General features: G+C 64.6%; 18 protein-coding genes. 4 read left to right on the top strand and 14 right to left on the bottom strand.

Annotated elements, in window-relative coordinates; genetic code table 11:
- Position 1: 1 nt before the first annotated feature.
- The 4 genes from LNV06_RS11485 to LNV06_RS11500 form a co-directional block, all read right to left on the bottom strand.
- Complete coding sequence (locus LNV06_RS11485; RefSeq protein ID WP_263538422.1) at positions 2–1,540, bottom strand: alpha/beta hydrolase; 1,539 nt, start codon at positions 1,538–1,540, stop codon at positions 2–4.
- 150 nt (positions 1,541–1,690) lie between these two features.
- The gene (locus LNV06_RS11490; protein ID WP_263538423.1) at positions 1,691–2,149 is read right to left on the bottom strand and encodes a GNAT family N-acetyltransferase; all 459 of its coding nucleotides are present in this window, start codon (positions 2,147–2,149) and stop codon (positions 1,691–1,693) included.
- Positions 2,146–2,769, bottom strand: coding sequence for a GNAT family N-acetyltransferase (locus LNV06_RS11495; RefSeq protein WP_263538424.1), 624 nt, complete (start codon positions 2,767–2,769; stop codon positions 2,146–2,148). The genes LNV06_RS11490 and LNV06_RS11495 overlap by 4 nt, the downstream gene beginning before the upstream one ends.
- Positions 2,770–3,358: 589 nt before the next feature.
- A complete protein-coding gene (locus LNV06_RS11500) occupies positions 3,359–3,982 on the bottom strand; it encodes an FMN-binding negative transcriptional regulator (protein ID WP_263538425.1) in 624 nt (207 codons plus the stop codon).
- Positions 3,983–4,074: 92 nt separating this feature from the next.
- Here LNV06_RS11500 and pdxR point away from each other — a divergent pair, with 92 nt between their 5' ends.
- Entirely contained in the window at positions 4,075–5,703 is a 1,629-nt protein-coding gene (gene pdxR, locus LNV06_RS11505; protein ID WP_263538426.1) for a MocR-like pyridoxine biosynthesis transcription factor PdxR, read from the top strand.
- On the opposite strand, the gene LNV06_RS11510 is transcribed toward pdxR, so the two are convergent.
- From LNV06_RS11510 to LNV06_RS11530, 5 genes are all read right to left on the bottom strand, one after another.
- Positions 5,700–8,870: an efflux RND transporter permease subunit gene (locus LNV06_RS11510; RefSeq protein ID WP_263538427.1), complete on the bottom strand. Its 3,171-nt coding sequence runs from the start codon at positions 8,868–8,870 to the stop codon at positions 5,700–5,702. The genes pdxR and LNV06_RS11510 overlap by 4 nt on opposite strands.
- Positions 8,871–8,887: 17 nt before the next feature.
- Positions 8,888–10,048: an efflux RND transporter periplasmic adaptor subunit gene (locus tag LNV06_RS11515; protein WP_263538428.1), complete on the bottom strand. Its 1,161-nt coding sequence runs from the start codon at positions 10,046–10,048 to the stop codon at positions 8,888–8,890.
- Positions 10,049–10,099: 51 nt separating this feature from the next.
- Positions 10,100–11,413, bottom strand: coding sequence for a TolC family protein (locus LNV06_RS11520; protein WP_263538429.1), 1,314 nt, complete (start codon positions 11,411–11,413; stop codon positions 10,100–10,102).
- A gap of 130 nt (positions 11,414–11,543) precedes the next feature.
- Positions 11,544–11,960, bottom strand: a complete 417-nt coding sequence (locus tag LNV06_RS11525; RefSeq protein WP_263538430.1) for a hypothetical protein — start codon at positions 11,958–11,960, stop codon at positions 11,544–11,546.
- A gap of 57 nt (positions 11,961–12,017) precedes the next feature.
- Entirely contained in the window at positions 12,018–12,404 is a 387-nt protein-coding gene (locus LNV06_RS11530; RefSeq protein WP_263538431.1) for a hypothetical protein, read from the bottom strand.
- Positions 12,405–12,553: 149 nt separating this feature from the next.
- Here LNV06_RS11530 and LNV06_RS11535 point away from each other — a divergent pair, with 149 nt between their 5' ends.
- Both LNV06_RS11535 and LNV06_RS11540 read left to right on the top strand, forming a co-directional pair.
- On the top strand, positions 12,554–14,503 hold the full coding sequence (locus LNV06_RS11535; protein ID WP_263538432.1) for a serine hydrolase domain-containing protein: 1,950 nt from the start codon (positions 12,554–12,556) through the stop codon (positions 14,501–14,503).
- 45 nt (positions 14,504–14,548) lie between these two features.
- Entirely contained in the window at positions 14,549–15,112 is a 564-nt protein-coding gene (locus tag LNV06_RS11540) for a GNAT family N-acetyltransferase (protein ID WP_263538433.1), read from the top strand.
- 22 nt (positions 15,113–15,134) lie between these two features.
- Here the strand turns inward: LNV06_RS11540 and LNV06_RS11545 are convergent, their stop codons facing one another.
- A complete protein-coding gene (locus LNV06_RS11545) occupies positions 15,135–16,628 on the bottom strand; it encodes a cytochrome c peroxidase (protein WP_263538434.1) in 1,494 nt (497 codons plus the stop codon).
- A 325-nt stretch (positions 16,629–16,953) separates the two neighbouring features.
- On the opposite strand from LNV06_RS11545, the gene LNV06_RS11550 reads away from it, so the two are divergent.
- Positions 16,954–17,640, top strand: coding sequence for a class I SAM-dependent methyltransferase (locus LNV06_RS11550; protein ID WP_263538435.1), 687 nt, complete (start codon positions 16,954–16,956; stop codon positions 17,638–17,640).
- Between the two features lie 109 nt (positions 17,641–17,749).
- Here the strand turns inward: LNV06_RS11550 and ptuB are convergent, their stop codons facing one another.
- From ptuB to LNV06_RS11570, 4 genes are all read right to left on the bottom strand, one after another.
- Positions 17,750–18,412, bottom strand: coding sequence for a retron Ec78 anti-phage system effector HNH endonuclease PtuB (gene ptuB / locus LNV06_RS11555; RefSeq protein WP_263538436.1), 663 nt, complete (start codon positions 18,410–18,412; stop codon positions 17,750–17,752).
- On the bottom strand, positions 18,413–19,846 hold the full coding sequence (locus tag LNV06_RS11560; RefSeq protein ID WP_263538437.1) for an AAA family ATPase: 1,434 nt from the start codon (positions 19,844–19,846) through the stop codon (positions 18,413–18,415).
- A gap of 169 nt (positions 19,847–20,015) precedes the next feature.
- On the bottom strand, positions 20,016–20,591 hold the full coding sequence (locus tag LNV06_RS11565) for an SRPBCC family protein (protein ID WP_263538438.1): 576 nt from the start codon (positions 20,589–20,591) through the stop codon (positions 20,016–20,018).
- Positions 20,588–21,793 (bottom strand): vWA domain-containing protein, encoded by a 1,206-nt coding sequence (locus LNV06_RS11570; protein WP_263538439.1) that lies wholly within the window; start codon positions 21,791–21,793, stop codon positions 20,588–20,590. Before LNV06_RS11570 ends, LNV06_RS11565 begins: the two co-directional genes overlap by 4 nt.
- Between the last annotated feature and the right edge of the window lie 52 nt (positions 21,794–21,845).

Here is a 21,845-nt window from a genome sequence, read left to right on the forward strand (position 1 = left end):
GTTATTGCCCTTGCTTGGCGCTGCTGTTGGCGGCGCCGGTCGAGGCCGCGGGCTGCGGCGGCAGGAAGACGGTGGGGCGCGGGATCTTGCTGGCGCAGCTGGCGTCTTGCGGCAGGGCCTGCGCATCGCTCTTGGCGTCGATGAAGCGGAACAAGAGATCACGCATGCAGCCCAGACCCATCACCCCGTGGCCGGCCTCGGGCACGACGATGTGTTGCACCCGCTGGGCTTGGGTGGCGCCCAGGGCTTTAGCGACGCGTTCGCCATGCCGAGGCGGAGTCACCGGATCGGCACCGCCGCTGAGCAGCAGCACCGGCGAAGGGGCCGGCGCCAGCTTGTAGAAGTCGGGGGCAATGGACGCACGTGGCCAGTTCTTGCAGGCCTGGGTGTAGAACTGCGCCTGGTCTTGGCCAAAGTCCGCGCCAGCGGCGTCTTTGCTGTCAGCCAAACGCGGCATATCTTCGGCGCAGACCACCGAGAAGTGCATGCCCTGGGCCAGCTTGCCGGCGCGGCCGCCGCCAAAGGCGCTGGACAGTCCGAGCAAGCCTTCAAAGCGGCCTTGGCTGGCGGCCGCAATGGCCGAGGGCAGGGCGGAGGCCAGCGGTGGAGCATAGAGCGGCAGACGAACCGCGCGCAGCAGCATCTCGCGGCTGAGCGTGAAGCTTTCCGGCAAGCCGGTCAGCGGATGCTGTACGCTGATTTTGCGCGGCAGGCTTTGCAAGAGACCGGCCCATTGCTGGCGCAGCTGTGGGAACTGCGAGGCGCAAGTGGGCTCTTTTTCGCAGGCCTTGAAGCTGGCTTCCAGCGCGGCTTGGCCGTCGGTGGAGAAGCTGGCCGGCAAGGCCATATCGGACGGCGCCACGCCGTCGATCACCGTGCGCCGCACCTGGGCCGGGAACAGCCGCAGGTATTCCAGCGCGGCCCGCGTGCCGTAGGAGCCGCCGATCAGGTTCCAGGCCGGGGCGCCCAGCGCCACCCGCACGGCCTCGAAGTCCTGCATCGCGACGGTTGTGGAGAAGTAGCGCAGATCGCCATAGGGCAGTTTGCTCAGGTCTTGGCGGCAGCGCTCCAGGCGCTGGAACTGGGCGTTCGCGTCCAGCCCTTCGGCCATGGGCAGCTGCTCTTCGTCCGCGCATTGCAGCGGCGCGGACTTGCCGGTGCCGCGCTGGTCGATGAAGACCAGGTCGCGGCGATTGTTGAGCCGCGCCAGGCGGCTGATCATCGTCGGCGCGATGTTGATGGCGCTCTGGCCGGGCCCGCCGGCCAGCACCAGCACCGGGTCGGGCTGCTTGTTGCGCGCCATCGCCGGCACCACCACGAAGTGGATGTCGATCTGCGTGCCCTGCGCTTCGGCCGGATTCAAGGGCCGCTTGATGCTGCCGCATTGCAGCTCATTGGCCACGCCCTCGATGCGGCAGGGCCGGGTCAACTCCGTGCTGCTGAGCGGGGCGGGCGCTGCGATGGCCGATGCGCCTAGCTGCGCCCCCGCCAAGGCGATGCCCGCTATGGCACCCAGCCGGGTCCGGTGTCGGTCTGACATTGCAAGCTCCAGTCTTGTTGTTATGGACTGGGGCGGATTATGGGCAGCGCCATGCCACCTTTTGGAGAAAAAGCGGCGAGTGGCGGATTGCGCGGCTGAATGGTTGCTGGTGCAGCGTCGTTGGCTGCCAGTGCGCCCTTGCAAGCTCAGTCAGTCGGTGAAGCCTCGATCTCGGGCGAGCTCAGGGTTGGCGAACTGGGCCATGGCGGTTTTCATGAGGCGAAAGCCCAGGTGTTCATAAAACGGCTCCTTGCCCGGGGCCGCATACAGCATCGCATGGGCGCCACCCGCGCGAGTTTGCAGGTCTTGCATGATGGCGCGGCCCAAGCCAAGACCTTGGACCTCGGGCGCCAGCGCCACGTCAAAGATCACCGTCCATGTCAGCCGGTCGCTCAAGGCCCGCCCAGCGCCGACGATCTGGCCCTCGCGATAGGCAAAGCAAGACACGCTGCTGTTGCGAAAGCTCTGCTCCAAGAGCTTGGGGTCGCGGGTGCCCAGCGGCGCACGCTCAAACACATCGACCAGCGCGAGCCAATCCACCTCGTCCAGCTCATGCTTGAGCAAGACCTGACCCTCGCTAGGCGAGGGCTTGTCTGCCTCGGCCTTCATGCGCTTTGGCGCGCAGCCAGTTGCTGCAAGCGCTGTTTCACCTCGGGCCACTCGCTGTCGATGATGGCGAAGTAGACGGTGTCGCGCACCCGGCCAGTGTCGGTCTGCACATGGCGGCGGAAGATGCCTTCTTGCTGCGCGCCGATGCGGGCGATGGCGGCCCGCGATTTCTCGTTCAGAAAGTCGGTCTTCAACTCAACCCGGTGTGCCCCCAGCGTCTCAAAAGCATGAGTCAGCAAGAGCGTCTTGGCCTCGGTGTTGACGCAGCTGCGCTGCCAGGCTTTGGCGACCCAAGTCCAGCCGATTTCCAGCCGGCGGTCACGCAGCGAGATATTGCCGAAGCGGGTGCAGCCGATGATGGGGCCGTCTTTCTGATCCGGCCCCGCCAACACCAGGGCAAAAGGCAGGCTGCTGCCGCTCGCTTGCTCGGCCAGCGCTTGTTCCACATAAGCCCGCATATCGGCGGCACTGCGCACTTGATTCGGCACCCAGCGCCACAAGTCTGGGTCCAGGCCGACTTCGGTCAAACCCGGCAAATGCTCGAGTGATAGAGGTACCAGGCGCAGATGTGGGCCTTGAAGCGTGAGTGGGGTCACTTGCATGGGGATGATGGGCGTCATGGTGTTTGCCAAAATGTGAAGAGTGGAAATCTGATGTCTGGGCTGGTTCGCTTCGGTGGCCCGGCCCGCCGTCGTGCTCATGGTGCTCGGGTCGGCTCTTTCGAGCCGACTTCCCTCGCTGCTCTCTGCGCGGGTCAGCGGCGGCAAACTCGCTACGTTCGCGCTGCTCACTGCGCTCAAACAAGTGCCGCCAAGTCAGAAGTTGAAGCGCGCTGCGCGCGCCTGACCCGCTCCGCTGCGCGCTCGGCCGTGCACAAATCGCCGGTCGGCGGGCCGAGCCACCTGCGGACTGGGCGTTCATCCTCGTTGAGGACGCCAACCGTTTGCCATGCAAGCGCACTGCGGCCCGGGCAGTTGCTGGGCGATTTGTGAGGGGCCGAGCAGCGCAGCAGCTTGGGGCGCGCGCAGCGCGCTCCAACTTCTGACTTGGCGCAGCATGTTTGAACGAAACGAGCGCAGCGAGTGCAGTGAGTTCTGCGCCGGCCCCAAGCTGAGAGCAGCGCAGGGAAGTCGACCCGCGAGGGGAGACCCCCGAGCCATGAGCCCGGCGGCTGCCCGGGCTGCAGTGCCTGCCCGATAAGCATGTTTCTCAAATCCCCAGATGCGCCATCCAAGCCGCCACATCTTGCTCGCTGGGCGTGCCGCTGGCCAGGGCGGTTTGAATACGGGCGCGCTCGGCGGCGCTGCGGTTTTGGCTCAGCTTGAACTTGCCTTCCCAGCGCTGCACATGCAGGCGAAAGCCGACGATGGCGCCCAACAACTTCTGCTGAAAGTCCGCAGGCAAGGCGCGCCATTGCGCGGCATAGCCGGGCTCGTGCTGGGCGATCAGGCGTTTCAACAAGGCGTCCTTGGCCTCGGGCTCTTGCACCAACTCCAAGCGGCCATACAGATGCACCGCGGCGTAGTTCCAGGTCGGCACATTCAGCGCGCTGTCGTAGTGGCTGGGCGACACATAGGCGCCGGGGCCATTGAAGACAGCGTGTACCTCCAGGCCCTTCTCATGCAAAGCCGCCAGCCAGGCCCAATGCGGGTTGGCGCGCGCCATATGGCCTTCGATCACCAGATCTTCACCTTCGATGACGGTTAGTGGCACATGGGTGCCAAAGCTCTGGCCCTGGGCGTCGGGGCCCAGCAGCAAGGCCAAGGGGTAGGCGGCCATCAAGCGCTTGGCCTGGGCCAATTCTTTCGAAACGAAATGAGCGGGTTGGTACATGTGGAGGGCGCTTTCGGTGGGCGAGGGCAATTGCCTGCTCGAAGCATAGGCCCGGCCTTGGTACGATGAAAGATCCAATTTTGATCAATTCAATGGATCCAATTTCAAACGCGCCGGCACATGCCCCATTGCCTTTTGACGCGACCGGCTTGCGCTTGGTGGCGGGCGGGGGCTTGAGCCAGCAGATTCATGCACAGCTCAAGGCCAAGATCTTGCAAGGCGAGTTGACGGCCGGCGCCCAGCTGCCAACCAGCCGTGATTTGGCGCGCGCACTCGGCGTCTCGCGCAACACGGTCGTGCGGGCCTATGAGCAACTGAGCAGCGAAGGCTGCTTGCTGACCCGACTGGGCGCGGGCTGCTTTGTGGCGGCGATCGAGGGCTTGCCGCAGGCGACCGCAGCTAAGTTGAGCGGGGCATCGCAGCGGCAACAGCCACCCGCCGCCAGCGAGCCCAGCACGCCGCTCTGGCAGCGCCTGCAGGACTACGAACCCACCCCGGTGGCGCCGCCCACACCGCGTGCCTTTCGCTATGGCCTGCCGGCGTTGGACCTGTTCCCGCATCCGCTGTGGTCGCGGCTGCAAGCGCGCTTCTGGCGCCGTCAGGCGCGCGGCATTCGGCAGGGCGCGCCTGAGCATGAACTTGCCAGCCTCAGCTACTCGGAAGCCGCCGGTCTGCCACGCCTGCGCGAGTTGATCGCTAGTTACTTGAGCCACTCGCGCGGCCTGCCCTGCAGCGCCGAGCAGGTGATCGTCACCGCCGGTTCGCAACAGGCCATTGCCATGGCGGCGCTGGCCTTGCTGCAGCCGGGCGACCGGGTCGGCATGGAGTCGCCCGGCTATCGCGCTGCGGCAGCGGCCTTGGGTTTGAGTGGTGCCACCGTGCTGCCCGTGCCCGTGGACGAGCAAGGCCTGCGGGTCGGCGCGCTGGAGGCCTTGGGCCGTGCCGGCACTGCTCAGGCCCTCAAGCTGCTCTACATCACGCCCTCGCACCAATACCCGACCGGCGTCGCTATGCCTTTGCAGCGCCGGCTCGATTTGCTGGATTGGGCCGAGCGGCATCAGGCCTGGCTTCTGGAAGACGATTACGACGGCGAGTACAGCTTCAGCGGCCTGCCGCTGGCGCCTCTATCTGCGCTGGATGCCCGCGCGCAGCAGCGCACGCTCTACATCGGCAGCTTCTCCAAGCTCTTGTTTCCGGGCCTGCGCCTGGGCTATCTGGTGGCCCCCAAAGCCTGGGTGCCCAAGCTGGCGCGGCTGCGTTCGATGTTGGATCGGCAGTCGTCGATTGCCGATCAGGTGGTGATGGCCGACTTCATGGCCGAGGGCCATTTCTTGCGCCATGTGCGGCGCATGCGGCGCGGTGCGCGGCAGCGGCGTGATGCCTTGATGCAGGCCTGGAGCCAGCTCTTGTTGCCACAGCTGCCGCCGGCTTGGGCGGCGCAGCTGAAGCTGCAGCCGGTGGATGCCGGGCTGCAGGCCTTTTTGCCGCTGCCCAGCCGCGCTATGGAAGTGCAGCTGCACCGCGCTGCGCTGGCCGCCGGGATTGAGATCGGCAGCCTGGCCCAGGTGGGCGGGCTACCGGCGCACAGCGCCTTAGCCGGCTTGACGCTGGGCTTTGCCACCGTAGGCCCGGCGGAGATTCGCCGGGCCACCCAGGCCTTGGGGCGGGCGTGGCGGCCAGTGCTGCTGGCCGCCAACCCACCCGCTGAGATGGGGGATTAGAAGGCCTCCACCGCCTTGCCTTGCGCGCCCTCATCGGCAATCTGGCCGACCAGGCGCTCAATCGCAGGGCGACCGAACATCGCCACCAAGACCGGCGTCAAGAAGCTGTCCAGCAGCGTCGAGCTGATCAGGCCGCCGAAGATCACCACCGCCACCGGGTGCAAGATCTCGGTGCCGGGCCGCTCGGCTTCAAACAACAGCGGCGCCAGCGCCAGGGCCGCCACCAGCGCCGTCATCAAGACCGGCGTCAGCCGCTCCAGCGAACCGCGCAGCAGCATGGCCGTGCCAAAGCGCTGGCCCTCGAAGGCGCAGAGATTGACGTAGTGGCTGATCTTCAAAATGCCGTTGCGGGTGGAGATGCCGGCCAGGGTGATGAAGCCGATCAGCGCCGCCACGCTCATCGGCTGGCCCGAGATCCACAGCGCCAAGACCGAGCCGACCAGGGCCAAAGGCACGTTCGCCATAATCAACAGGCTCAGCGCCATGCTTTGGTAGCGGCTGTACAGCAGCATCAAGACCAGGGCCGCCGAGGCAATGGACAAGAGCCCGATCAAACGACTGGCTTCTTCCTGCGCGGCGAACTGCCCGCCCAGCTCGGTGAAGTAGCCCGGCGGCAAGGTCTGCGCGGCCAACACCTGGCGGATATCGGCCACCACCTCGGACAAAGGCCGCTCCGAAGCATTGGCCGAGATCACGATGCGGCGCTTGCCCTCGTCGCGCAGGATCTGGTTCGGGCCATCGCTTTCTTCGATGCGCGCCAAGCTGGCTAAAGGCAGCGCGCCTGCCGGGGTCTGAATCATCAGCCCGGCCAGTGCTTCCGGCCCACGCGCCGACTCGGGCAGGCGCAAGACCAGGCCAAAGCTGCGCTTGCCCTCCACCACCTGGGCCAACTGCTCACCGGCCACCAGGGTCTGCAATTGCTCCAGCAACTGAGCGGGGGCCAAGCCGTGGCGCTCGGCGGCAGCTGCGTCCACGCGCACCAGCAATTGCGGCGTTAGCACCTGCTTTTCGATTTCCAAGTCACCCAGGCCAGGGATGCCGGCCAGCGCCGCGCGCAGGCGTTCGGCCTCGGCGCGCAAGAGGTCCAGGTCCTCGCCATAGAGCTTCAGCGCGATCTGGCTGCGCACGCCCGAGAGCATGTGGTCGATGCGGTGGCTGATCGGCTGACCGATGCTGACCGAGGCCGGCAAGGGCGCCAAACGCGCGCGCATATCGGCGTACACCGCCTCATTGCTGCGCTGGCTGGGCCGCATCTTCAGGTCCAACTCGGAGGTGTGCACGCCCTCGGCATGCTCGTCCAACTCGGCCCGGCCCGAGCGGCGCCCCACATGCGCCACCTCCGGCACCTCGGCCAGCGCCAGTTCGGCCTGCTTGGCGATGCGCACCGATTCCTCCAGCGTGGTGCCGGGGTTCAGGCGCAAGCCGACCAGCACCGCGCCCTCATTGAAGGGCGGCAAAAAAGTGCGGGCAAAGAAGGGCACGCTGGCCGCGGCCAGCAGCACCGCCAGCCCGGCCACGCCCAGCATCAAACGGCCATGGCCCAAGGCCCAGCTCAGCGCGCGCTCGTAGTGGCGCTTGATCCAGCGTACCGCGCTGGGCTCGGCATGGTCCAGGCTCTTCATCTGCGGCAGCAGGTAGAAGGCCAGCACCGGCGTCAGCGTCACGCTGACCAACATCGAGGCCAAGATGGCGACGATATAGGCCAGGCCCAGCGGCATGAAGAGTCTCCCCTCAATGCCGGGCAAGAAGAACAGCGGCAGGAATACCAGCACGATGATCAGCGTCGCTAACACGATGGCCGAGCGCACCTCCAGCGTCGCTTTCAGGATCAGCGGCAGTGCTGGCTGTGGCCGCGCCAACTGGCGGTTCTCCTTCAAGCGGCGCAAGGTGTTTTCCACCCCCACCACCGCGTCGTCCACCAGCTCGCCCAGCGCAATCGCCAGGCCGCCCAGCGTCATGGTGTTGATGGACAAGCCGAAGTAACGCAGCACCAGCACGGTGATCAAGAGCGAGACCGGAATCGCGGCCAGCGAGATCAGCGTGGTGCGCGCATTCGCCAAGAAGAAGTACAGCACCACCGCCACGATGACGGCCGCGCTGATCAGCTTGCCCTGCAGCGTGCCGATCGAGGCTTCGATAAAGCTGGCCTGGCGAAAGCTCACTTGCGGCGCCGAGATGCCGGCGGGTAAGCCCGGCTTCATTTCTTCCAGCGCGCGCTCGATCTGCTTCGTCAGTGCCACCGTGTCGGCGCCGGGCTGTTTTTGCACGCCCAGAATCACCGCCGGCCGGCCGCCGAAGCCGGCGTCGCCGCGTTTCAGGGCCGGTGCAAAGCCGACCTGGGCGACTTGCTCGAGCAGAATCGCCCGGCCGTTGGCATAAGCCACCGGCAGGCGCTGCAGGTCTTGCAGCCGGCCTTGGGCGCCGCCATCGCGACCGATGTGGCGGATCAGCACCTCGCGGCCGCCCAGCTCCACATAGCTACCCGAGCTATTGCCTGAGAAGCCGCGCAGGGCTGTCGTTAGCGCATCCAGCGACACGCCCAGCGCCGCCATGCGCGCGGCATCCGGCTGCACCTGGTACTGGCGCAGCTCGCCGCCGATGGGGATCACCTGGGCCACGCCGGGCAGGCCCAGCAGACGCGGGCGCAGCACGAAGTCGGCGTATTCGCGGGTGGCGAATTCCGGCTTGATCGCGTCAGTGGTCCCGGGGGATGAGGGTTTGGATTCGTAGGGAATCGCGATCAGCATGATCTCGCCCATGATGGAGCTCACCGGCCCCATGCCGGCGTGGCTGATGCCGGCCGGCAGCTGCTCGCGCACGCTGCCCAGTCGCTCCGACACCATCTGGCGGGCGCGGTAGATCTCGGTGTCCCAGCCAAAGCTGATGTAGACAAAGGCCAAGCCCACCGAAGAAACCGAACGCACCGACTCCACCCCGGGCAGGCCGCCCATGGCCGCCTCCAGCGGCAAGGTGATGCGCTGCTCCACCTCCTCGGGGGCCATGCCGCCGGCCTCGATCTGCAGCGTCACCTGCGGCCGATTCAGGTCGGGGAACACATCCACCGGCGTGCGCTGCAGAACCAAAATGCCCAAGCCCATCAGGGCCAAGGCCGCCACCAGCACCATCAGGCGCTTGTGCAAAGAGAAATTCAAAAGCCAAGCAAACATCGTCCTGACTCCTGGTTTCAGCGCACTTGGCGCAACAGCGATGCGCCTTGCACGACCACGCGCTCGCCGGCCTTCAGGCCTTCTTGCACGCTCACCCGGGCGCCATCCAGCGGCGCCCAGCGCACCGGCCGTGGCTCAAAGCGCTGCGGCCCGGACTGCACCCAGACCATGTCCAGATTGCTGGGGCTCTTGACCACGGCGGCTTGCGGCACGGCAATGCCGTCCAGCTTCTGGCGGGTTTGCACCAGCACCTTCAGCGTCTGGCCCAGGGCCAAGGGTGTCGCGTTCTGGCTTGGCTGCGCGCTGGTGCGGAACTGCAGGGGCAGGGCGCCTTCGCGCAGGCTGAGGCCCGCGCCGACAAAGCGCAGCGGCAGGCTGCTGGCGCTGTCACCGCTGCCGAACAAGGCATGGGCGCCGCCCACCTGCCCAGCCAGTGCGGCATCAAAGGCATCGGCTTCGACGATCAATCGCGCCGGGTCGACGATCTCAAAGAGCGCCTCTTTGGCATCGACCACCTGGCCGGCCACCACATGGCGGGCCGCAATCACGCCGCTGACTGGGGCCAGCAGCGGCTCGCCACCTTGTGGTGCCTGGGCCTGGGCCTTCAGGCGTTGGCGCAGACCGTCCAGCTCCAGCCGGGCGGCCTCGATCTCACGCTGCGGCACGCTGCCTTCGAGCTGCTGCAGCCGTGCCAGCTTGTTTTGCGCCAGGGCTTCTTGCGAGCGTAGCTCGGCCAAGGTGGCGCTCAGACTGGCCTTTTCTGACGGGCTCAGGCTGGCGCGCACCCAGGCCAGGGTTTCGCCCTTGCGCACCGTTTGGCCCAGGGCGGGCAGGCCGCGTGGCCCGGCTTCGATGCGGCCGGCGAACAAGGCTTGCACCTTGCCGCCGGCGTTCGGGTCCATCAGCACCCGGCCATTCAGGCTGACGCTGCGCGGCAGGCTTTTCAGCTCGGCGACTTCGCTGCGAATGCCCAGCTGTGTTTGCGTGGCGGTGGGCAGATGCACGCTGCCATCGGGCTGGCGGCTGGGTTTGTCGCTGGGGGCAGCGGCGGCCGCAACGGGCTTCTTGGTTTTTGGCTCGTCATCATGGTCGCCGTCTCCATGGGCTTGCGAGAGCAGCGGTGTCAGAGAAAAAAGCAGGGTGGCCAGCAGCGGGCCGGCGGCGCGAGTGGGTTTCATGGCAATGGGAAATTTTTTGAAAAGGTCGGCGTGCTTCATGGCTTTATGGCTTTATGGCGTCATGCCTTGGGCTTGGCTCAGGCGCGAGGCGCTGCGCTCTTGTTCGATGCGGGCGCGGGCCAGGGCCAGCTCGGCCTGGGCCTTGTCGGCTTCGGCGCGCAACCGGGTGGGCAGGTCGATGGCGCCCAGGCTGAAGGCGCGGCGCTGCAGGCCTAAGCTATCGGCAGCCAAGGCCTGGCGGCTTTGGGCCAGCGCGGCCTGCTCGGCGCTGCGCGCCATCTGCTGTTGGGCTTGCGCGATGGCAGCGGCTTGGCGTTCGCTGAAGAGCGCGATCTCGGCCTCAAGTTCGGCCCGTTCGGCGGCGAGCTGGACCGCTTGCAGCCCGGCTTCTGGCTGGCGCCCCAGCGGCAGGCGCAGCGTCAACCGTGCGCTATTGGCGGCGGGCTCCAGGCTGGAGCCACGTTCGCGCAGCAAGGCCAGGCCCACGGTGGGGCCGGCGTAGCTGCCCGCTCGGGCGCGCGCCAGCTGGGCGCTCAGCAGCGCATATCGGGCTTGCAGCAGGCTCAAGGCCGGATGCTCTTGGGTCGAGGTCGAGGTCGACGTCGCAGCGGGCGTCTCAGCGCTGGCGGGGTCAAAGGCCGAGTCCGGCGACTCTGGTCCGGTGCTGGCGGAACCCACCAGCAAGGCCCAGGCGCTTTGCGCTGCAGCCCTTGCCGCCTGAGCCTCGGCCAGCGCAGCTTGAGCGCTTTGCTCGGCCGACAAGGCCTGGTTCAGGTCCAAGCGGGCCAGGTCGCCGGCCTTCAGGCGCCTCTCTACATCGGCACGCAGTGCTTGCAGATTGGCCAGCTGCTGCTCGGCCGCCGTCTGCTCGGTGGCAGCCAGGCGTAGCGCCCACCAGGCCTCGCGCAGCTCGCCACTCAAGGCCCAACGGGCAGCGGCTTGGGCGCGGCTCCATTGATGGCCTTGGGCCTCGGCACTGCGGCGCTCGGCCTGGCGCTCACCCGGCCAGCGCAGTGGCAACTCCAGCGCGGCTTCGTCCTCGCGCAGGCCTTGCGCTGCACCGCCCCAGCCATCGCTGCGGCGTGACAGTTGCAGGCTGGGCGGGGCCGCCAGCCAGCGCTCGGCGGTTTCTGTTTGCTGGGCGATCAGCGCCTGCGCCGCGCTGGCGCTACGTGCTGCCGGATGGCGCGGCCAAGCCTGGGCCAGGGCCTCGGCCAAGGTGTTGATCGCGGCTTGGTTTGCCGTGGCTTCAGGGGCTGCGGGTGCTTCAGCGGCGCGCAGCGGCAGGCTGGGCAGCGCCAGACAAAAGCCCAAGGCCAGGGCCGGCCAGGGCTGCTTCAAAAAAACAGGTCGTCGTAAAGACATGGACTTCTCCGTGAACGTCGAAACGGGAGAAGCCGGCGAGCGAAACAAACACGCAGGAAGTGCTCCGCCTCAAGTCGAAGGCGGACGAATCACAAAAAGAAACTGAATGGAGAGCTGCGCGTGGCCGGCTTCAGAACGAGGCTGAAGTCGGCGCGACAAGCGGCACGCGCTCGATCGCATCGGGCGCCACGCCGGCACGCGGCGGTGCGTCTTGCGGGCGCAGGGTCTCGCGCAGCAGCGCAAACTGCGAGGCGCAGTCGCTGGGCACACCCAGATTGCAGGCGAAATGGCATTGCGCGCAGTCGCCATGGTCCAGCGAGGCGGCTTCGGCCGCGGCCTTCTTTTGGCCTTGTTGACCTTGGTCTAGCGGCTTGCTGGCCTTGCTGGGCTGTGCATGCTGATGCTCATGGTGACCGGCATGCACGGGCTGTTGCGTGCTGGTGCTGGTATCGTCTTCATGCAAGCAATAGCCCAGCGCCATGGCCAAAGAGCCCTGGAGCGGCAGGCAGATTGCCAAGAGCACAACGATGAACCAGCGGCGCAACATGGGCGGCAGTATAGGGGCGCACTTCAAGGCCTTGCGCTGCTGGGGGCGAATGCTGAATCAGCGGCGCTGCTGGCTCCAGAAGTAGCCCAAGATGTAGAGCGACACCAGCGCATCCATCAGCGCGCCGCCCACAAAGCCCGCGCTGGCCGGCTCGCCCCAGTGCAAGAGCACCAGCAGCACCATGCAGGCTTTTTCCAGCCCCACGAAGACCAGGATGGGCGCTCTCCACTCGCTGCGCAGCGCCGCCAGCAACATCGCCAACCCGACCAGGCCCACCATCGCGCCCCAGTGCTGCGCCAGCACCGTGTAGGCCGGCACATAGTCCAGCTGAAAAATCGTCTTCAGCGTCCACTCGGGCAAAAAGGCCAAGCCTCCCGCGCCAGCGGTGATGGCGCCGGTCAGCAGGAAGAAGGGGCGGAAGGTAGTGGTGAAGAAGCGTTGCATGGGGGAGGGGTGTAGCAGGGCCTGAGTGCAAAGGCAATCGGGGTTGATGTCCGTTCGAGTGCTGGCCCCAAGGTCCTCAGGGTATGACCACTGCCACCCCCAGCCACCTCGCTCTAACATCGCCGCATCCAACAATGGGAGCTCTTCTGATGCGTCGTTTGCTAATCGTGTCGGCCTTGGCCGCTTGTTTCGCTTTGGGGGCTCAGGCCGAAACCACTTCGGCCGGCCATAGCTACACACCGCCGGAGGCGTTTGCGATCAGCCAGACCGGCTCGCTATTGCGCCTCACCGCGCCCGAGGGCGATGCCACGGTCAACGTGGTGGAGCTGGGCAAGGACCAGGCCAAGGACGCCGCGGACGCCGTGGCGCAGGCCTGGCAGCAGGTGCAGCCTGACTTCAAACGCACTTTGTTGCTGGCCACGCCGCGGCCCAAGCGCAATGGCTGGGTGGACCAGTCGGTGTTTGACTATGAGACCTCGCCGAATGAGAAGCTGGTGATCCAGGCTTTGGCGCGGCGCTCCAGCATCGATGGCGGCTGGGTGGTCTTGCTGCTGCAAGCCTCGCAAGCCACTTTGGAAAAACGCGGCTCACCGATTGGCAAGTTCTACACCAGCCTGCGGCCCAAGGGCTATGAGCGCGAGAGCTTTGCCGGCCGCAGCGCCAAGCCGCTCACGCCCGAGCGGGTCGAGCAGCTCAAGGCCTTTGTCGCCGATGGCATGAAGAAGCTGGACGTGCCCGGCGTGGGCCTGAGCTTTATTGACGGCAACAAGCTGGTCTGGGCCGGCGGCCTGGGCGTGCGCGCTTTAGGCAAGCCCGAGCCGGTGGACGCCGACACCTTGTTCATGGCCGCCAGCAACACCAAGTCCATGACCACTGGTTTGCTCGCCAAGGCGGTGGACGCCGGCAAGCTGCGTTGGGACCAACCCGCCGCCAAGGCCTATCCCGGCTTCAAGCTGGCCGACCCTGAGGTGACCCAGAGCGTGCTGATCAAGCACCTGGTTTGCGCCTGCACCGGCATGCCGCGCCAAGACCTGGACTGGATCTTCGCCAATGGCGCGGCGCCGGCCAAGAGCACCTTTGACCAACTCAGCGGCATGAAGCCGACCTCCAAGTTCGGCGAGGTGTTTCAGTACAGCAATCTGATGGTGGGCGCGGGCGGCTATATCGCCGCCGCCACGCTGAAGCCGGGCTTGGAAGTGGGCAAGGCCTATGACCAGGCCATGAGCGAGCTCTTGTTCAAGCCGCTGGGCATGAACCGCACCACCTTTGACTACAAGCAAGCGCTGAGCGGCAACCACGCCGAACCGCACGGCGACGCCTTCGACGGCAGCACCCGCCGCGCCAGCATGGACGTCAACTACACCATCGTGCCGGCCCGCCCGGCCGGTGCGGTGTGGACCAGCCCGCGTGACTTCAGCCAATGGGTGCTGATGGAACTCGGCAAGGGCCGCGCCCCCGATGGCAAGGTGGTGATCAGCGAGCCCAACTGGGCCGAGCGCTACAAGCCGCAAGTGATGGTGGGTGAGGACACCTATTACGGCATGGGCCTCTTCATCGACAAGCAATACGGCATCACCGTCGCCTCGCACGGCGGCGACATGCTGGGCTTTCACTCCAATATGATCTGGCTGCCCGAATACGGCATCGGCGTGACTATCTTGACCAACTCAGACGCCGGCGTGTTGCTGCGCGGCCCGCTGCAACGCAAGCTGCTGGAACTGGTGTTTGACGGCAAGCCCGAGGCCGACGAGCGCCTGCAAGTCGCCATCGCCAACCGCAAGGCGGAGAACGACAAGCAGCGCGAGTTGCTGACCTTGCCGGTGCCGGCTGAGGCCATCAAGCCGCTGGCCGCCCGCTACCACAGCCCCGAACTCGGTTCGTTGCAAGTGCTGAAAAAGGCCAAGGGCGGCAAGCTGATCTTCAAGTTCGCCCACTGGGACAGCGAAGTCGCGCTGCGCAAGAACGAAGACGGCACGCACAGCTACTTCTCCATCGACCCGGGCGAGGCCGGCTTCGAGCTGGTGCGCGACGACAAGGCCGCCAAGCCCACGCTGGTGATGCGCGATGCGCAGCATGAGTACCGCTTTGTGGCGCGCTGATCAAAGCACGACGATGCGCGTCATTTGTCTGTTAGGGTGGGGCGCATGAACACCGCCACCACCACTCCCGGCCGCATCGTCAGCCTGCGCCCCGTGCGCGAATCCGATCTGCCTCTGCTGATCCAACTGGCGGGCAGCCCTGAATGGCGCAGCGAGTTTGAATCGGGCCGCTTGAGCGGAGAGCAGTCGGTCAAGAAGCGCTTTGCCGAGGATGGCCGCTCCAGCGAAGCGGGCGAGCGGCTGATGGTGTGCGATGAGAGCGGGGCGGTGATTGGCAGCGTCTCGCACTTCCCTGCCCATTGCTACTCCACAGCGCGCGAGATCGGCTGGAGCATCCACGACCCGGCGCTGCGCGGCCGGGGCTACGGCACCGCAGCGGCGCGCGCCCTGGTGGACTATCTGTTCGAAAACTTCGAGGCGGTGCACCGCATCTGCTGCAACACCGACCCGGCCAATATCGCCTCGCGCCGAATCGCCGAAAAAGCCGGCCTGCAATACGAAGGGCTGCTGCGCGACGTGATCTTTATTCGTGGCGCTTATGTGGATGGCGCTGTGTTTGGCATCTTGCGGCCGGAATGGCTGGCGGGGCGGGTGCAGGCTGCGAACTGATAGCCCGCAGGGCTGGCGCTGCTCAGCGCCGGAACGGGTCCGCGAACTTGGGATCAGTGGCCAATGAGCTATCGTCCAGCGTCAACAAAAAGGCCACCAAGGCCGCCTTGTCGCTGCCGCTCAGATTGTGGCGGCGCGGCTGGCCGTTTCCTGCGATGAGCCGGTTGTCCAAGGCCGGGCCCAGTTGCACGCCGCCGTTGTAGTGCTCGACCACCTGCGCTAGGCTGCTGAAGCGGCCGTCGTGCATGAAGGCACCCGAGCGCCCCACGCTCTTCAAACTGGGCGACTTGAAGATCACCGTCTCGCCGGCATCCAGCCCATTGCCGAGCGAACCCGGTGACAAGGCAAAGCTGGGCGGCTGGTGGCAGCCCGCACAGCCCAGTCCACCTTGCGGCGGCGGCAGCATGAACAGCGCGCGGCCACGTTCTTCTTGCGCGGTGAAGCTGGCCAGCGGCAAGGAGATGCCTTTGTCAGGCAGGGCTGCGTCATACACCGTGGCATAGGCCGTGTCCCAGCGGCTGCTGCTGCTGATCATGGCCCGCTCGAACTGAGCAATTGCCCGCCGAACGCGCGCCTCGGTCACGTTCACGTCGCCAAACGCGGCGCGAAACAGTTCGGGGTAGTAGGGCAGGGCTTGCAGTTTGGTCTCCACGGCGGCCAAGCCACCATGCGCGCTGTCAAAGCCCATCTCGACGCTGTTCTGTACTGGCTGGCCCGCCTGCACCTCCACGGTGGCGGCGCGCTTGTCCCAAAACATGGTGCCGGGACGGTAGTAGCGGATATTGCCCAGGCGCATGGCATGGGCTGTGGTCAGTCCGCCGGCGAAGCCGCTGCTGAAACGATTTGTATCGCTAAAGCCTTGCGCTTGCTGATGGCAAGAGGCGCAAGACACGCTGTCGTTGATGCTCAAGGCCTTGTCGTAAAACAGCACCCGGCCCAGCGTCGCGATGCGGTCGGTTGCGGGGTCATTGCGTGGGCTGTTGTCTTGCGCCGCCAGGTCGGTGTCGTAGTGCAGCGGCAGGCTGGGCGATATGTAGTTGGCCGGCGTATCCATCGTGATGGTCAACACCGCTGGCACCGCCGAAGCCAACGCCTGGATTGCGCTCGATGCCGCCCCGGTGCCTACGCTATTGGTGGCCGCTACGTTGCAGCTGTAGCTGCTGCCGTTGACCAAGCCGGTCACCACGGCAGGGCTTGCGGTGCTGGTGGCGCTGACGTTCACCGCTCCCAACGTGCAGGTGGCCCGGTACCCGCTGATGGCCGCGCCACCATCAGAGGCCGGCGCCGTGAAGGCCAGGCTGACTTGGGCATTGCCAGGACTGGCCGTTACACCGGTGGGTGCACCTGGAACTTGGGCTGTAGGCGCAGGTGTCGTAGATGAAGAGGCGCCCCCGGCTGCGCTGCTGCCACCACTTCCGCCGCCCCCACAGCCAGCCCCAACCACGAGGGCGAAGACGCTGACCAGACGCGTTGTGGCGCGTACGGCAATGGAGGGCTGGAAATTGGGTGAGCTCATGATGCTTCAGCCCATCACCAGGGAGGGCTGTTGAGTGACCATGCCCCAAATGTGCCAAAAATTCCCGCTGTCATGGCGGGGCACTTAGCGGTGCCATGGCGCGAATTCGGCAAGAGTTCTCGCACAAGGCTTGGGAGGGCTTGGTCTGGGTCAGAGTGGGCGCTGAGTATCGGGCGATGGCCGCTGACCTCGCCCGTCCGTGGCAACGGGTCCGGGATCTTGGTGAACTCAAACGTCAGGCCTAAGCTGTGCTGGAGAGATGTGTGCTCGGGTCAGCAGCATTCTGGCGTTAGCATCCGCTGATTCCTGGCTTTTCGCAGCTCTTATGCCGCAATTTCATGGCTCCGGCCCTGGCGAGCAGACCCCGGACGGCTGCTCGGTCGAGTTTTATCAACGCTTGCCTTACCAGGGTGAGCTGGACGAGATCCTGCCGCTCTTGCCCGCGCGCTGTTCGGTCTTGGAGTTAGGTTGCGGCACCGGGCGACTGGCTGCGCAGTTGGCCGCGCGCGGCCATCAGGTGGTGGGTGTGGACGAATCCGCGGCCATGCTGAGCCATCTGCCTGCCGAGGTCATCGGCGTTCAGTCTTCGATCGAGCAACTGGCGCTGGCGCAGCGCTTCGATGTGGTGCTCTTGCCCAGCCATTTGATCAACCACCCGGACGCGCAAGTGCGCGCCGCCTTTGTGCGCTGCGCCGCGCGCCATCTCGCGGTTGGCGGCGTGTTTTGGCTCAAGCGCCATGACCCGGCTTGGCTGCGCGACGTGAAGCCCGGTCACCTGGGCGAGCGAGCGGGGGTCGAGTACATCGCCGAAGCCGTGGAGCGGCGGCAAGCGGACTTGGTCAGCATGACGCTGGCTTACCAGGCCTTTGGGCAACGCTGGACGCAGAGCTTCACCGCTGAAGCGCTGGAGGAAGCTGCGATTGAAGACTTGCTGGCTCAGCAGGGCTTGGCGGAGGTGACTTGGCATGGGGCCAAGCGGCTGTGGGCGGCTGGATGCAGGGCGAGGGTTTGACTTCAAAATTTAAGGCCTGCCCCGGGTTTCTTCCAAGAACCTCAAGAGGGGGAATCGTGATTGCCCAATGACAATGCGCTCAAATAAACACTACTGACCAGCTCATGTTCTATGCGACAACACGAGACAGTACGTGGCGAATCGCTGTTGCGTGAGGGAGTTGATCCGTCATAGCTAATTCATTAACTAATTCAGCTTCGACTAAGGGGCGCCATTCTGATTCGGGGAAACTCTGGCTTATCTGCTCCCAGCTTTCGAGAGTCTGTAGATAACCTTTAGCTGCAGTTTCTCGAATCTGCCTGAGGCCTCCACCATTCAGATTGAGGATGCGGATAGTCTCTTTGGCGCGGCGTTGTGCTTCAACATCAAGCCTTGCTCCTGGAGAAACGCCACCATGGGCATCAAAAACCAAGAATGTGTCAGGGTTCTCAATGTCAGGCTTGATCAAGTCGTTGTGGTTGTAGTCACCGCACTTATCTTTGTGATCGCCGCAAGTTTCTATGCGGTTGCACGAGCCGAACAAGTTGTTCCAATCAAAAGTGCCCAGTCGATATCGGCTTCGCTGGCGAAAGTGTTCAATGTGTCTTTGGCTGCTGTCAGTCTTGAGTGCGGTTTCGCAATAAGCACACCTTTGTCCTTGCATGGTATTGAGCGCTTCCCAGATGGCTTGGCGTTCATCTGGCGTCGGGCTAGCCATGCACCATGTGTGCATTTGAGGGGTGTAACGATCTAAGCCCCCGGGTATCTCCAATGGCCGATTAAGCTTTTGCATTCAACCATTCCCATCGAAACTTGGCAGTGATTGCGAAGGCAGCCTGAGCTTGAATGCTTGCAGTCGGATCATGCGCTCAAACTCGAGCATCACCGGGTGTTCATTGCCAAAATGTTTCTCCAGCTTATGGCGCAAGCTTAAGCCTGCATCTTTGTCGTGCAGATTTTGTTGGATCAGCGCCTGGTATGTTGACACCATGCGAGCTTCGGGGACGTCAGGGATTGGATCTACGCCCATGATGGATGACAGTACATCAGCGCTGGTCACACCTCGGGTTTGTTGAGTTACTCCCATGATCTGGGTCTCTTCAGCACTTGATTCAGGATTCACGCGTTGATGTAGTTTTCGAATGCAAGAAGCATCAACGCTGGTTAATACCTGGGGGCTGTGCGTCGAGACAATCAATTGCAACATTGGAAAGGCTTTGCGCAAAGAGCCTAGGATTGTTTGCTGCCAAGACGGATGCAGGAACATATCTACTTCATCTATCAACGCTACGCCCGGCGTTTCCAGTGCTGCCTTGGCGCCTAGATGAGGATTGAGCTTGTATGCACGGAATGCAAGGTCAGCCACCATGGCAATGGCGTTCCGCAAACCATCGCTTAGTTTGTCAACGGGCATGATTCCGTGGCTGTCATGCTGCATCACCAACTGTTGGTTATGGCGCTGGCTGTACTCCAGACTATGCCAACCGGTAGTTTCTTTCACCAGCGCGTCCACGGCTGTCTTGATGACTTCAACAGTTTGAGCGAAACGCTGACCAGTTCCATCCAGCGGCGCATTTCGTTGAAATGCGTCGATTTGACTCTCTAAGTAAGACCGGTATACCCAGCCATACCAAGCGGTGAATGCCTTGAAGCTAGACGAGTACGACAAGCAGTTCAGATAGCCTGACGTACGGGAATATTCATTTTTGTCTAGTGTGGTGTCTGCCGCATTAGATGTAAATCGCCCCTCAAACCACAAACGCGAAGTGCCAAGGTAAGAAATCAAAGGCAGGGTGACAGGAGTTGTTCCCTCGCGAACCAGCTTCTGCAGTTCTTCCGCGAAAGCAGTTAGCTGCTTGGTTCTCTGATCACCAAGGGTTTTGGTACTGGTCTTGATGCTTTCACGTGTTTGAACCCATCCCACTTCCGACATTGCTGAAGCCCATCGACCCCCAGCTTCAATCATGCTGGGAAGCTGTGGCTCCATGTTTCCTTCCGCTTGTTTGGACAGGCGTACATCCGATGGATCAATGTTGGCCGCTTTACCCGTTTGGCTGCCCAGATCAAAGCCCTTTACAAAGGGCCACAAAGCGACCCTGGCAGCGTCCAAGACGGTAGTTTTCCCCGCGCCATTTGGCGCGATCAGCACTGTGAGTTCCGGGTGGAGCTCAATGGTGAGGTCCCTAAAACAGCGGTAGTTGCGGATATGGAGTTGCTCTAATCGCATGGGGAGACCCTGGTGAGCGATATTGAAGAATCGGGCATTATCGGCAATGCTTAATCGGCGTGGAGTTAGGTCCCGTTCAGACTTTAGTAGCGCACCGTCAATTGCACCGATGGCGAGTGGTCGAAGTCTGCTTTGGAGCTCAAGCTTTGCACCCAACGCCGCGATTGCCTCACACCTTCCCCGTAAACACCCTTCCCAACCACCCCAAATACCAATCCAGCACCCGCTGGAACAGGCTCTTCTTCTCCACCTCATCCGCTCCGTCTTCTGCCGGAACAGGCGCAGCAGCCGCCACCCCATAACGCGCTTGCAAAGCGGTATTGAAAGCTGAGAAGAAATCGCCGGCCATCTTCTGCGCGGCCATGTCCACCAGGCGGGAGCCGATTTGGGCGATCTTGCCGCCGACGCTGGCTTGCACTTCGTAGTGCAGCAGGGTCTGGCTGGGGCCTTGAGGCTCGAGCCGCACTTGGGCCGTGCCTTTGCCGTGGCCGGCAGCGCCGCCGCTGCCTTCAAAGGCCAGGCTGTAGCTCTCGGGCGGCTGCAGATCGGCGAGTTTGAGCTTGCCTTTGAACTTGGCTTTGACCGGGCCGATGGCCACGGTCATCAAGGCTTCGAACTCATGCTCGCCGATCAGCGTGAGGCTTTCGCAGCCGCTGATGCTGGCTTGCAGCAGGGCGGCGTCGTTCAACGCCTCCCAGGCTTGGGCTTGCGAGACGGGCAGTGTTTCTTGGCCGGTGAGCTTCATGATGATGTGAATGAGCCTGATGAGTTTGGCTTTCTTGGGTGCGAGGCCAGCAGCTGCGCCAGCGCTTCCAAGCTGGCCAGATTGTGCGCCGGCAGGTGCAGGCTGACCTCGGGCAGCAGCGCCCGCACGCCGGCGGCCTTGGGCTCGAAGCCTTCAAAACGTAAGAGCGGATTCAACCAGACCAGGCGGCGGCAGCTCAGGCGCAGGCGCTCGGCTTCAAAGGCCAGGGCGGCGCAGACTGGGTCAGCCTCGCTGCCTTGCTCCAGGCCGTCGGTGATCAGCAGCACGGTGCTGTCGCTGTGCAAGAGGCGGCGCGCCCAGCGGTGGTTGAACTCTTGCAGGCAGGCGCTGATGCGGGTGCCGCCGGACCAGTCTTGCACGCGGCGCGACACCGCCGCCACGGCCAGGTCTGGGTCGCGCTGCTTCAGCAGGCGGGTGATAGGGGTGAGCCGGGTGCCGAAGACAAAGCTCTCGACTTTGGGCACATGGCTACTGCCGCTGTGCTGCATCGGGTTGGCCAGCCCATGGGCCAGGTGCAAAAGCATGCGCGAGTAGCGGCCCATGGAGCCGGAGATATCGGCCAAGATTAGCAGCGGCGCCACCTTGGTCTTGCGTGCCTGGCGCGGCAGGGCCAAGCGTTCGCCACGCGCCTGGGCACGCAGGCTGGCGCGCCAGTCCAGGCGGCCGCGCACGGCCGGGGCCCAGCGCCGGGTGGGGCGCTGCTCAAACAGCAGGCTGTGTTGCAGCTGCGCCAGCAGGCGCTTCGCGGCGAGCCACTCTTGCGCCGTCATGGTGTCGAAGTCTTGCTGGCGCAAGAGCTCGCGGGCGCTCCAACTCAGGCGGGCGTCAATCTCGATTTGCTGCTCGGGCTCGGGCGCTGGGCTTTGCGCGGGTGCATGCGGAAACAGCGCCTGAGCCAAGCGCCGGTTCTCCGGCAGCGCCGGCATGCCGGGCTTGGCCTGCGCCTGCGGCAAGAGCATGCGCATCACCCGACCCAGCAGATCGGGCTCGCGCCAGAAGATGTGAAAGGCCTGGTCGAATAAGGCTCGGTGTTCGGCTCGGTCGATCAAGCAGGCGGCGAGCGTGGCGTGAAAGTCCTGCCGCGAAGTCAGCCCCGCCAGCTGCAAGGCCTGCAGGCTCAGCAGGACTCGGTCGCTGCCCACCGCCATACCGGCCTGGCGCAGCACGCGGGCGAAGTGCATGACGTTCTCCGCCAAGTAACCGTGAGCCTCAGCGGACGGAAGCGCCGTATCA

Source organism: Paucibacter sp. Y2R2-4 (assembly GCF_025717535.1).
In the GTDB taxonomy this organism is placed as follows: domain Bacteria; phylum Pseudomonadota; class Gammaproteobacteria; order Burkholderiales; family Burkholderiaceae_C; genus Paucibacter_A.